Raw genomic sequence first — 13,442 nt, forward strand, 5'->3', positions numbered from 1 at the left:
TTTTAGTTTTAATTAAGGAAATACAACCATTTCTCCGTTCTCAGCCTTAAGCGGATTTCCAGGATGCGAATTATTATAATCGATCAGGGAAATTTTTAAGGTTCCGGTCCAGTACTGTAATAAGGCATAATCAGCCATTATACTGGTAATGAAATCCTGATCCCATTTTTCTCCCGTCGAATCAATCATAAACTGATGTTTTGCAACACTGTATGCTCCAAAATAGTACTGAGTTGCACTGGCATTCCATGCTGCCGGCTGGCTCAACCTATCTGTAAACACGATCTTCCTCCAAAGGTTATTGATTTCACCCAATTGAAAATTACCATCAGCTACTGCCTTAAATTTCAACACAGGCGTTGAAGTTTTCAGACTGGCATCTCTTAACAAAACGATGGGCACACGGGTATGAACAGTCCCACCCTTGATCACAAAATTTTTAGTCGCTTTAGGATCATTAAAAGCCACGTATTGTGTTCCTGAAATAGCGTTCGTCGCACCCGCTACCTGCTCTTGTTCAAGAGTAAATGTCCTGTCTGTTTTTGAAACCCCACCGATGGCATAGATATCAAAGAAAACAGTATCCTGAGTTACACTTGCATCTTCATAAAAGAAGGTATAAGGCTTAAGTGTGTCTGCGAGATTATAAGATGTTATATAGATTCGTGAATTTTCAGGACCAAACTGGATCCTTGCTACATCATCATACAAATAATATTGGTCTTTTTTACATGAAGCAAAGGCCAGTACAACCATTGCAACAATCACATATTTTAATGCTTTCATCTCTTTATAATTTAATATTAGTTAATCGCATCTGTTTTTGGAACCGGGATCAAATAGTTAAGTGTCGCAGCCGCTGGTGCAAACAAGAAACTTGCCTTTGGTGCATTTACCCTTTTATAAGCAAAGAAAGATTGCCCCTCTGCGTAAAATTCTTTTCTAAACTCCTTCATAATCTCCAAAGCACGCAATGTAGGGTCTGTAGGAAGAGTAGTGGCCGGTATATTCCTCGATGTTCTGAAAGTAGCCCAATATGCCTGTCCTTCAGCCTGTGGTGCTGCCTCTGCTGCGATCAGGTACATCTCACTGATTCTGATCATCGGGATCTGTTTAAAGTCAAGAGCAAGGCTTGCCGGTTTTTCCGCGACCTTATATTTTTTTGGAATGTAACATTTAGCCTGGTTGGAAAGGGTAATTAGCTCCCAAAGATTCGCCTCACGGATATCGGTTCCTGTATTGCCATAGAGCTGGGTTGTGATGGTTGTCGCCGCTGTACCTTTCTTTAAAGCGCCCCCACCGTAGTAAGTTGTATATTTAGTATACATGCTAAAATCATATAAACCAAAAATATGCTCAGGAGTCAGCACATAATCCAGTGCTGTCATATCGGCTGCGGTACCGAGTCTGAATTTCGCGCTTCCATCTGCGTTTTTAGCATCAATCAGCAACTTAGCACACTCATATGCTTTATCCTTGTCATTAAACCATAGATAAGCTCTGGCCTGAATTCCTTTTACTGCATAGTAATTTAACCTTAAATAACGATAGGCCATATAGGTATCAGCCGGATTAAACACCGATGTCTGAGATGGTGACTTAAGCTGAGCTAGACTGTACTGTGTGATCGGATCTATGTCTTTCACCAATGCTTCGGCTTCAGTCAGGTCTTTAAACAAAGCTTCCTTAAATTGATCGTATGTAAGTTTTGGATTTGGTGTGGTCGATAACCTGGTTACATATGGAAGCATATTGGTGCTTCCAGGTGCACCTGGAAGAGGGCCATATAAACGCAAAACGTCGAAATGGCAATAGGCACGCATAGCCAGACATTCTGATTTGATGGTCTCATACATTCCCGAAGTAGTAAACACGTCTTTTTTCGCGTCAATTTGAGCTAAAATGGCATTTAGACTGGCAATAACCGCGTACTGATTTGCGTAAATACCTTCCAAAGCCCCCTCAACTCCTGCGTCCGCATAGTTAAACAGACCTATTCTTTGTTCCGTACTGTTACTGGTCACATCCCAGCTTGAAGTAAGCTGTTCCAATGTCGTCTGGGTCATGGCAGCGCCATATAACCCGGTTCCTTTCATTTGGATATACGCTCCTGTTAGTGCATCTTTAAAACCTCCTTCTGTACTAAAAAGCACATTTTGAGGCATTTGTGTTTTAGGAACAACCGTCAGGAATTTCTTGCAGGAAATCAGGGACAGTGTGCTAAACAAAGCAAGTGCGATAAAACTTATTTTTTTCATTTCTATATAGTTTAGAAGGTTGCATTAATGCTAAAAGAAAACTGTCTTGAGAAAGGATAGGAAGTTCCTCTTTCTCTTCTTACGGTTGATAAATACATTGGTTCAGCCATATTTGCCGTAAAGTTTAATGCCTCCAGCTTCAGTTTCTGCAATATATTTTTAGACCTCAGGTCATACTGGAAATTGATGTTACTGCATACCAGGGTATTTTCATCCTGAACAAAACGTGACGTTTTGTAAGTAGGAGTGGTTACCAGCAAGCCTTTAAATGCTGCAATATCTCCTGCTTGCTGCCAGCGGCTGTCATAAACACGTGAATCCACGTTATATTTATAGCTGCTTGATTCAACTTTACTGATTAAGGTACTGTTGTACTGCTGACTACCCATTGTATATCTGAACGCAGCGTTAACAGAGAAATCTTTATACCTCACCATAGTACTGATATTTCCGAAAATTGTAGGATCGGTAGAACCTACCGCCACAACGTCACTTGCTTTCCAGGTGTAAGTAGGCTGGCCATCTTTGCCCAGGTACAATTCCTTTCCTGTACTTGGATCAATTCCTAAAGAAGGAACTACCCAGATGTCATTACTTGAATAGCCCTCGATATATAAACGGCCAGGATCTCCGGTACCATTTAAAGTAACAGCCTGTGCGTCTTTCAACGCTTTAGAAGTTTCTACAACTTTATTTTTGTTGTGCATTAAGGCTCCTGAAATGCTCCAGGTAAAGCCTTTAGGGTTCATCATTAAAAATCCTGTTGCTTTGATCTCGTATCCTCTGTTTCTTAATTTACCTACGTTTTCAATATAAGTTGAAAAACCATTGGAAACAGGAAGGTTAATTGAAGAAATCAGACCATTAGTGGTTTCCTGATAAATATCTGCTGTAACTTTCAAATACCTGTTCAGGAATTCAGCATCCATACCCAGATTGTATTTCATCGCCTGCTGCCATTTCAGGTTTTCGTTACCCAGGGCCATCAGGTCTGCACCCATCCAGCTGAAATAACGGTCATTCATATAATACTGATAAGTTGACAATGCCTGGTAAGCAGCAAAATTTTGCGAACCGGTAATACCCATGGAACCACGTATTTTCAGACGGTTGACATATTTATTGTCCTGAAGAAATTCTTCGCTATGTAAATTCCAACCTAAACCTGTAGACCAGAACGGCGCAAATCTTCTATTCGAACCGAACTGCGAAGATCCGTCAAACCTGACTGATCCGTCAATGAAATAACGGTTTGCATAACTATAGTTTACGTTACCTGTAAAACCAACAGATCTTACCAGGCTTTCAGTACCAGATGGCTTCCCGTCTTTAGCATATTGTAATGCCATAGAAGGGAAGTCAAAACTTGCATTAGGGAAACCTTCAGCTAAAAATGAATTAGAAGAGAGCTTGTCCTGACGCACGTTATAATCCATCCCTGCAAATAAAATATGCTTTCCTGCAATAGTTTTGGAATAAGAAAGATTTAAAGACCCATCGTATTGAAGGGAGTTCGTGATACCATATGCGTAATCCCCTTTTCTGAACACATCCTGATCTATATAATTAGCAAAAGCTGTATGATCGGCAGGTCTGAATTTATCATCCTGAACGGTTCCTTTTGTAATACCGAACTGCCCTCTTAATACCATCTCAGGTAGAATGTTCCACTCTACTGAAGAGTTATTGGTGAGTACCGCATTTGCCTTCGTTTCAAATGTCTTCAGTGTTGCATTGTATAAAGGATTTGCAGGCAAAGTATTCCAGAAGTTGGTATAGTCAAAATTTCCCGGGTTACCCACCACTTTTAAAGCCTTGCCTTTGTCATCATATGCCCTCCAATAAGGGTTCATTTGTGTATAACTACTAAATGTTCCATAAGGAGATTCTGTTGATTTACTTTGCTGAACCTGCAGGTTATTTCTAAACCTAACATTTTTATAGGTGTAGGCCAGCGTAATGTTACCATTAAAAGTATTACGGGATGAACCTTTCATTACACCTGCTATATTGTTGATCTGAGCTGATGCCGAATAACGGAATGCCTGATCTCCACCTTCCAGACGAAGGTTATGACGCTGACCAAGACTGGATCTTAAAGGCAATGCCATCCAATCCGTTTCAACACCGCTGTTAACCTCATTTAAGATGAAATTATAATATCTTTTTAAAGGAAGATCGGTTTCTGCTCTCGCGTTATTATAATAACCTGCTTTTAATTCAAGATCAAGTTTTTCTCTTGCTTTTAATAAGCTATAATCGGTTAGGTCAGGTGCTTCAAAGTTAAAGTTGGCACCGTAGCTTAAACGTAATTTACCCATTTTTGGTGACTTGGTTACAATAACAATAACGCCATTTGAACCTCTGGAACCATACATAGCAGTTGCTGCAGCGTCTTTTAACATGGTAATGGATTCCACCTCATTTTCGTTGATATCCAGCATTTTTTGAAGTGACGACTGGAAACCGTCTAAAATGATCAATGGTGTATTTAACCCTACACGGGTTTGGTCCTGAAGTTCTCCAACGTTAGGAAGACTGGAGTTACCACGAATCTGGATTTCAGGCAAACGGTTTGGATCTGATCCAAACGCATTACTTTCAATAATGTTGAAAGAAGGATCTATATTTCTTAAAGATGTAATTAGATTTCTGTTACCGAATTCTGCCAGTTCCTTCGCAGTTACTGTAGTCGATGCTCCGGTAAAACTTTTATCAGACTTTTTAAACAATCCCGTATTGATGATCTCAACACCTTTTAGCTGGCTCTCAGCTATACTCATTTTGATCGTAAGAGGTCCCTGGTTGCCTTTTAATTTAATCTCCTGTGGTTCATAACCGACATAATTAATCAAAAGTACGTCATCTTCTGAATTAACAACAATTCTGAAGCTTCCATCAGCAGCACTTGCAATAGCCCTTCCATTGGTACCTTTAATTCTAATAGATGCTCCGGGAATTGGTTTTCCATTTTCATCTACAATTTTACCAGTGATCACTATTGCGGTGTTAGCCATAGACACTACCTGCTCTGGAGCATATTGTACTACAATTGTTTTTTGCTCTATTCTATAGGTTAATGGCTGGTTCTTAAAACAAAGATCAAGCACTTCCTTTACAGAAGCATCATTTACGTTCAAAGTAACCGGATTAGCTTTAGCTAACATGCCGGCGTTGTAAAAGAAATCGTAGCCTGTCTGTTTTCTGATTTTTTGTATAATCTGCTCTAATGGAGCTGCCTTTTCCTTGAGCGTAATTTGGGCAAAGCCAGTAGCACTAACTTGCAGAATTACTGTGGTTAATATTATAAAAGTCAGTTTCAATTTTAATAATATCTTGGCATAAGCATTGCCTGTTAAGCATCGCTTAAATGTCATGTAAAAATTCATACATTTGTTTTGTTTGGGTTTAGGATCCAATGTTTAGTAAAGTCGATTTATGAACAGCCTGTCCCGAACAACTACTCTTTAGGAGTAAAACATATTCAGGGGCGTCGCAACCGCTCCTGGATTTTTTTTGTTCCGGATTACTGTTTTGAGAAAGTAAAAGTTTATGGCATTACAGTAATCCTCCTTCCTTCGAATTTAAAGTGAACCGTTTCCGTTAAGTCCATTATTTTAAGTACATCTTTAATATTTCTTTGTCTTGAAATCGTACCCGCGAATTCCATTTTAGCTAGTTCAGGCGGACAAACAACATCTACATCATACCATCTTGAAATCTTACGCATGATGCTTCCGAGATTTTCATTGTTAAATACAAAAGTGTTTGTAGTCCAGGCCACAATATCATCTGTATTCACCTCATCCACTTTGATATTACTTTTGCCTGCAATCGCCTGTTCACCTCGCTTGATGACCACTGAAGAACCTCTGTCTACGCTAACTTTTACTTTGCCTTCAAGCAAAGTTGTTTTGATATTTTCCTCATCATCATATGCATTGACATTAAAGTGAGTCCCCAATACTTCGATAGTCTGATGATCTGAAACAACTTTAAATGGCATATTTTTATTATGAGCTACTTCGAAATAAGCTTCTCCCTTAAGTTCCACCTTACGTTCGTTTGCAACAAATGCGGTAGGGTATCTTAATGAAGATTCTGCATTCAATATAATCTTGGTTCCATCAGGAAGGTTAACTTCATATCTTCCACCACGAGGTGTGCTGATTGTATTATATCCAATAGATCTTCCATTTTGTACATCCGATTTATTCACATGATAAACCAACTGACCATCCTTGGTCTTACTAATGGTTACCCCTGATTGATTGGCCAGACTCCCTTCTTTTACATCGGTAAGCGAAATTTTAGACCCATCAGCAAGCGTAAGCACAGCCTTATTTCCACCAGGCAAAATCTCAACCAACTCTGCAGACTTTTTTACAACCTCCGCTTCCTTAGTATTTTGGAAAAAGAACAATCCGGCGGCAACAATTATAATGGCCGAAGCAGCAGCAGCCATCATAGGCCAAAGCCTTACCGTTTTCTTATGTTGGTGAACAGGCAAGAATGCCCAAACTTTATTTCTTGCAACATCTAATGCTTCGGGGGTAAGCTCAGATAGGGGCGCCTCATTATAATTTACATACCAGCTTTCAATTATAGCCAATTCAGCCTCAGTGCAATTACCCTGACGGTATTTTAATAATAATTGTGCAGCATCTTTGTTTTTCATCAGTTTTTTAACTGTTTGTAGTTTTTATATATACTTAGTATAGGCTCCCCCTACTATACATGTATAAGCGATAAATAAGTTAGTTTATAAAAGACATCTCCCTTTAGAGAGACCCCCTTTAAACTATAGACGGGAAGTGGGGTATGTATGGAGTAGAAAGAATTAATAAAAATTTAAAATAAATTTTATAAGCCAATGAAAAGCATCAATCCAAGCTTCACACGCAATATTTTCAAAGCATTATTAACCTGTTTTCTGACAGTCTGTTCAGACAGATTCAATTGTTCTGCAATTTGCTTATGGCTTAGCTGGTGTCTTCTGCTCAATTCAAAAACCTCGCGCATTTTTGGGGGCAGATCGGCAATTCCCTTATCTATCAGCTCAACCAATTGTCTTTCTCTCACCCTATGATCAGTAATACAGTCTCCTTCGTCCAAAAAACCCTGAAGGGAACTCACATACTTTGATTCGACTTCCTGATGAGAAATTACATCAAGAATCTTATTTCGAACTGCAGTGGCCAGATATGCCGACAAATTAGTTTTAATAAAAAAATCTCTTCTCTTATTCCAAATGTGAGCAAACAGTTCATGAATGACATCCTGTGCTTCATCTTTATCCTGCAAACGATTGTAGGCATGGACATATAGAACATCAAAATAGCGATTATAAATAACGGTAAAAGCAGAGGCATCATCCTTTCTTAACAAGTCTGTTAATTCAAAATCAGAAAGTGAACTATAAGTCAACATTGCCCCCACAATTAAATTGAACTTTAAAAAATATTTAGATCAAATGTCAAAAAACTGATGATTTAGGAGAGTATTGCTGCTGATTTTCCTTTATCAAATAAATAACACTATGACTATCAAAGATAACACTAAATAGATAAATAATCAAATTGTAAGTATCTTTGTAAGATGTCAGGAATAGAACTAATCCTTAATTATCAAACAGTTACACCAATGAAGTAACAAATAAGTAACAATAGACTCTCATATAGACCACGTTGAATGGCTTACCAGATAATCATGAGGATGGGGTTTTACTGAAAATGTGAAGAGTTTATTTAAATTAAGTTTTTTCAAACGGTTCGTTTTTGAGAATTTAACTAAACATTTCTACAACTGCTGAATTGACACCAAAATAGTTAATAAGAACCAGATCAATTTCGTATCATCTGATATTATATTAAAGGCAGTTTACACAATCAGGTAAATTTCCTCAATAAGGAATAAATTCGTACAACTAATTTATTCCTTATGAATTTATTATTTGAAGGCCAATTTCTCCTTTCGAGAGTTGCTGAGTCATTATTTAGCGCAGCCATAGATAAATAAGGGGTGGTTTTGGGCCTTACTTATGTTTTAGTACTTTGGCCTCCAGATAAAAGATGATCTCTTCCGCTATATTTTTCCCCTGGTCACCAACTCTCTCCAGCCTACGTATAATGGAGAGTACGTTCAGTGCCTGCTCGGTTTTATCCAGATGATCTTTGATGTATATCGTAATGAATTGATGGGCGTCGGCATTGATTTCATCCAGTAGTTCATCTTTCTTGAAAATAGTTCTGGCCAGTTTTGTATCCTCTTTGTCAAAAGCAGTAAGCGCATCATTAACGATAAGGATGGCCGCTTCAAACATCAGCTGAAACCTAGTACATTCCAGTAAAACTTGATCAAAGGGTTCCTTTTCGCTGGTAATTAATTTACTGATCCCCTCAGCGATATCACCAATGCGCTCCAAGTTGCTGTTGATCTTTAAGGTAGCAAGCACCATACGAAGATCTACAGCTACCGGATTAAAAAGTGCAAATATGTTTTCACAGTCCCGGTCAATTTTCAGCTCATAAGCGTTCACCCGTTTTTCATTTGAAACAACTTCCCTGGTAAGGTCTTTATCGAATGTTTTAAGGGAAATCAATGATTTATCCAGCTGCTCGATGACCAATTCCCACATTTCTATGATATCCGTTTTTAATAATTTCAATTCTGACTGTAAGTGTGTCATATCATTTTGTTTTTATGGCTATCCGAATCTGCCCGTAATGTAATTTTGAGTAGCTTCTTTTGATGGGTTCGTAAAAATTTTATCTGTTTTGTCGAACTCTATCAGTTCTCCCAGATAAAAGAAGGCTGTTTTATCGCTCACCCGGGCAGCTTGTTGCATATTGTGCGTTACAATTACTATTGTAAACTGGTCTTTTAGCTGATAGATCAATTCTTCAATTTTTGCTGTTGAAATGGGATCAAGTGAAGATGCAGGTTCATCCATTAACAATACAGATGGTTTAACAGCTATGGCACGTGCGATACACAGTCGTTGCTGCTGTCCGCCTGATAGGGTTAGGGCAGATTTGTTGAGGTTGTCCTTTACCTCCTCCCATAGCGCTGCCTGCCTGAGCGCACTTTCCACAATTCCCTGTAAAACTGACTTTGAACTTTCTCCGTTGATGCGAAGGCCGAAAGCGACATTCTCAAAAATAGATTTAGGAAAAGGATTTGGTTTTTGAAATACCATTCCGATTTTTTTCCGGTACTGATATACATCAATCATATTTTTGTAGATATCTATATCATCTACCATAACACTGCCTGTTATGGTCACATTTTCAATCAGGTCGTTCATCCGGTTAAAGCATCGTAAAAAAGTAGACTTGCCACAACCAGAAGGGCCGATAAAGGCGGTAACCGTATTTGGCGCTATTTTAATGGAAATATCTTTCAGCGCCTGCTTGGTTCCATAGTACAAATTAAGCCCTTCAACCCTTAACTTATAAATACCATAAGGGCTACCTTCTGTTATATAGCTGTCTTTTTGTACCATCTGTTTCTTAAATAAATAGCTGTACCATTAAGTATAAATGTAAACAATAACAAGACAATGATCCCAGCGGCTGCGTTGACCACGAAACCTTGTTGCGGACGTGATGTCCAGTTAAATATTTGAATGGGCAGAGAGGTGTATTGATCCATTGGCCCCTCTGGTACAAATGGAACATAAGCTAATGCACCAACGACAATCAAAGGAGCTGTTTCCCCTATTGCTCTGGAAGTAGAGAGGATAATGCCCGTAAGTATACCGCCAAAGGAAGCGGGCAGAACTACTCTGCGTACAGTTTGCCATTTGGTGGCACCAAGCCCGAATGAGGCCTCCCGTAAAGAATCAGGCACAGCTTTTATCGCTTCTCTTGTGGATACAATGATCACTGGCATAATTAAAAGTGCAAGTGTAAGTGCCCCGGAAAGGATGCTGTTGCCAAACCCCGCGGTCCTTACAAACAGCTGTAAGCCAAGAATCCCATAAATAACAGAAGGAACCCCGGCAAGGTTAGAAATGTTGATCTCTATAAACTTTGCCAGTTTGTTCCGTTTGCCGTATTCCTGCAAGTAAATACCTGATAATATACCTATAGGTAAGGCAATAATTACAGTAAAAAATAAAAGTCCAACCATTCCCGCAAGGGCCGTATAAATTCCTGATTCTTCAGGATGTCTGGAGGGGAGGTTGGTAAAAAAAGACCAGTTGATCCGTTGTATCCCCTTGATACCAATATCAATCAACAGTACCAATAAGGTAAGCAGAACCAGGCCGGTGCATAATGCGGCAAATATTTTGAAAAGTTTGTCCTGGGATTTCGGACTAATTAAATGTTTCCTATTCATAGCGATGCTGATATTTTTTTCTCATCCAGAAACTGATGTTGTTGAGCAGGAAGGTAAATGCAAAAAGCGTAATGCCAGCTGCAAATATGGTGCGGTATTCCAGCGAATCCTGGGGCACATCACCCATACTGACCTGGACAATGTAAGTCGTAATCGTTTCAACTGATTCCAGTGGGTTAAAAGTGAGCCTGGGTTGTTGCCCTGCTGCTATAGCTACAATCATCGTCTCACCAAGTGCCCTGGAGATGGCCAGGATTACTGAAACTACAATGCCTGAATTGGCGGCGGGTACAATCACCTTAAAAGCCGTTTGGAATCTGTTTGCTCCCAGTCCATAGGCTGCTTCCCGTAATGATTTTGGTACTGCACGTAGTGCATCCTCACTCAAAGAGGTGATGTAAGGAATAATCATAATTCCCATTACGATTCCCGGAGATAGTGCATTAAAACCAGCCAGCCCTGGAATGACTTTTTGAAGTAATGGAGTTACAAACTGAAGGGCAAAAAAACCATAAACAACTGTTGGAACAGCAGCCAATACTTCCAGCAAGGGTTTGACCACTGAAGTAAATTTTTTAGAAGCATACTCATTTAAGAATACAGCAATGGTGATCCCTACAGGGACTGCCAGTAAAATGGCTATTGTGGTGGTGAGCAAGGTTCCCGACAGCAAGGGCATAATGCCGAAGTGTTTATCTTCAAATAAGGGTGTCCACTGCGTGTCGGTTAAAAAATCGACAAAGGGAACTTCTTTAAAGAATTTAAAGGCATCAACTGACAGGACTAAAATAATTCCTATAGTAGTCAGTACAGAAACCAGGCTGCACAGGATCATGATCCATTCTATAACTTTCTCAGATCTGATTCTTATCCTATTCATAATTACTCCTGTTTGGATAAAAGTTGCAGCAGGTTTGCTCCCACTATTGATTTGTTTTCAAAAACAGAACCGGTACTCCCCCTGGTAAACCGGAGATGGGATAAACGGTATACCGCCTGGGGCAGAGGAACATACCCAACCTCTTGCGCTAATGAAGATGCGTGCTCTAAATAAAATTTTATAAATTCCTGGACGTAGGTTTTTTTTGCCGATTTTAGGTTTACATAAATAAACTCAGGTCTGGAAAGTGGCTGGTACTTTCCATGTTGAACTGTTGAATCATTCGGGAAAACAGCTTCACTTTCTGTGCTATATTTAACCGGAACTAATTTAAGTTTTGCTTTGTTTTCTGTAAAGTAAGCTAAACCGAAATATCCCAGCCCGCCGATATCCGAGGATACGCCCTGGACTAAAACATTATCGTCTTCGCTTGCTGTATAATCTCCTCTTGAAGCTTTTGCTTTTCCATTTATGGCTTCAGTAAAATAATCATAGGTTCCCGACGATGTTCCGGCACCGTACAAATTCAGCGGCACATCCGGCCATGAATCCCTGACCTGTTTCCAGCTATTGATCTTTCCCTGGCTTTGAGGTGACCACATTCTTTTTAGCTCTGCAACGGTTATATAATCCACGAAAGTATTTTTAGGGCTAACCACAATGGCCATCCCATCATAGCAAACGGGTATTTCAATAAATTCAATTCCATTTGTTCTGCTTATTTTCAGTTCTTCAGGACTGATAGGGCGCGAAGCATTGCTGATATCAGTTTCCCCTCTTAGAAATTTTTTAAAACCTCCCCCTGTACCGGATATTCCAACGGAGATCCTGATGTCGGCATGCTGTTTTCTGAATTCTTCGGCAACTGCTTCTGTTAAGGGATAAACACTACTTGAACCGTCAATATTAATTTTCCCCTTATATGCTTTAAAACAAGAACACCATATCAACGGGCATAGAAGCAGCAAAAAGTAGCATCTGAACATATCATACAGTTTGACAATGCCTGGGCAGGTCATTTTGGTTTTTCTTCTTTGAACAATAATAAAGGTAAATGAATATGATAGGCCAGTTTTCTGGTCAGGCTGCTGTGAAACAGGCTCTCAAAGAATCCATAGGCCTTAGGTACTGCAATTACCATTTGCATTTGATGTTCATCTGCAAAATCCATTACGCCTTTGGCAATATCTTCATTGTCGGTATAGTGATACTCCGGTTGCTCATTGTCCCATAACTGGTGCAGGTCCGTCATTTCTGCAATGGTATCAGGATTAAAGCGTTCTTCATTATGATCTACATTTAAGATAGATAATTTAGCACCTAATCTATTTACCATGTGCTTTATGGTAAGTGCTGGTGTAGTCTTTGAAACCTTTTTCAGATCGCAGGCAAATACCACTTTTTCAATAGTTCTAAACATGGTATGTTCCGGCACAATCAATAATGGAATAGCTGTAATCCGGGCAACATGGATCGTGTTGCTGCCAATGAAAGTTCGCTCCAGCCGGTTTTTACCAGCTATACCCATCACTACAAGTTCAGCAGATTGATCCTCGTTATAACTCTTGACAATCTCATCCAGTGGGCGCTGGTCTATATAGGTTTCAATGACTATTCTTTTATTTAAGCAGGTTTGTAGCTCATCCTTTAAGGTCTTGAGCTGTTCTAAGTGTCTTTGATGTTCCTGTTCTATAAGTCTGATGCTCTGCGAGTGCATTTCCATCGTGGTGGGAATGTGTTCCGAATAACATATCAAAAGACGTGAAGCGTTCAATTGTCCGGCTAAAGCAGCAGCGTAGTTTGCTGCACTTAAGGCAGCATCAGAAAAGTCGGTAAAAATGACGATTGTTCCTGCATTGTTTCCAAGTTCTGCTGAAGATGCCATGATACAATTCCTGTTTTAATTATCGGAACTGAATATAAAACAATTGATTAACCGAAAGGTTTGATGTTGTACTAAA

At 39.5% G+C, this 13,442-nt stretch carries 11 protein-coding genes; all 11 read right to left on the reverse strand.

Annotation, left to right across the window (positions count from 1 at the left end; all coding sequences use genetic code 11):
• Positions 1-12 precede the first annotated feature (12 nt).
• Positions 13-786 (reverse strand): DUF4843 domain-containing protein, encoded by a 774-nt coding sequence (locus FA047_RS09320; protein ID WP_136835726.1) that lies wholly within the window; start codon positions 784-786, stop codon positions 13-15.
• Between the two features lie 17 nt (positions 787-803).
• Positions 804-2,258, reverse strand: coding sequence for a RagB/SusD family nutrient uptake outer membrane protein (locus FA047_RS09325; RefSeq protein ID WP_136835728.1), 1,455 nt, complete (start codon positions 2,256-2,258; stop codon positions 804-806).
• Positions 2,259-2,269: 11 nt separating this feature from the next.
• Positions 2,270-5,647, reverse strand: coding sequence for a SusC/RagA family TonB-linked outer membrane protein (locus FA047_RS09330; protein WP_136835730.1), 3,378 nt, complete (start codon positions 5,645-5,647; stop codon positions 2,270-2,272).
• 161 nt (positions 5,648-5,808) lie between these two features.
• Complete coding sequence (locus FA047_RS09335; protein WP_136835732.1) at positions 5,809-6,936, reverse strand: FecR family protein; 1,128 nt, start codon at positions 6,934-6,936, stop codon at positions 5,809-5,811.
• Between the two features lie 185 nt (positions 6,937-7,121).
• A complete protein-coding gene (locus FA047_RS09340; protein WP_136835733.1) occupies positions 7,122-7,688 on the reverse strand; it encodes an RNA polymerase sigma factor in 567 nt (188 codons plus the stop codon).
• A gap of 604 nt (positions 7,689-8,292) precedes the next feature.
• The gene (gene phoU / locus FA047_RS09345) at positions 8,293-8,946 is read right to left on the reverse strand and encodes a phosphate signaling complex protein PhoU (protein WP_136835735.1); all 654 of its coding nucleotides are present in this window, start codon (positions 8,944-8,946) and stop codon (positions 8,293-8,295) included.
• 18 nt (positions 8,947-8,964) lie between these two features.
• Positions 8,965-9,762: a phosphate ABC transporter ATP-binding protein PstB gene (gene pstB / locus FA047_RS09350; protein WP_136835737.1), complete on the reverse strand. Its 798-nt coding sequence runs from the start codon at positions 9,760-9,762 to the stop codon at positions 8,965-8,967.
• Positions 9,738-10,601: a phosphate ABC transporter permease PstA gene (gene pstA, locus FA047_RS09355; protein ID WP_136835739.1), complete on the reverse strand. Its 864-nt coding sequence runs from the start codon at positions 10,599-10,601 to the stop codon at positions 9,738-9,740. Before pstA ends, pstB begins: the two co-directional genes overlap by 25 nt.
• Complete coding sequence (pstC, locus tag FA047_RS09360) at positions 10,594-11,481, reverse strand: phosphate ABC transporter permease subunit PstC (protein ID WP_205943277.1); 888 nt, start codon at positions 11,479-11,481, stop codon at positions 10,594-10,596. The genes pstA and pstC overlap by 8 nt, the downstream gene beginning before the upstream one ends.
• A 2-nt stretch (positions 11,482-11,483) precedes the next feature.
• Positions 11,484-12,467 (reverse strand): PstS family phosphate ABC transporter substrate-binding protein, encoded by a 984-nt coding sequence (locus FA047_RS09365; RefSeq protein WP_169304365.1) that lies wholly within the window; start codon positions 12,465-12,467, stop codon positions 11,484-11,486.
• 29 nt (positions 12,468-12,496) lie between these two features.
• Complete coding sequence (locus FA047_RS09370; protein ID WP_136835742.1) at positions 12,497-13,366, reverse strand: universal stress protein; 870 nt, start codon at positions 13,364-13,366, stop codon at positions 12,497-12,499.
• Positions 13,367-13,442: the final 76 nt, after the last annotated feature.

It is taken from the genome of Pedobacter frigoris, assembly GCF_005116445.1.
Classification (GTDB): Bacteria; Bacteroidota; Bacteroidia; order Sphingobacteriales; family Sphingobacteriaceae; genus Pedobacter; species Pedobacter frigoris.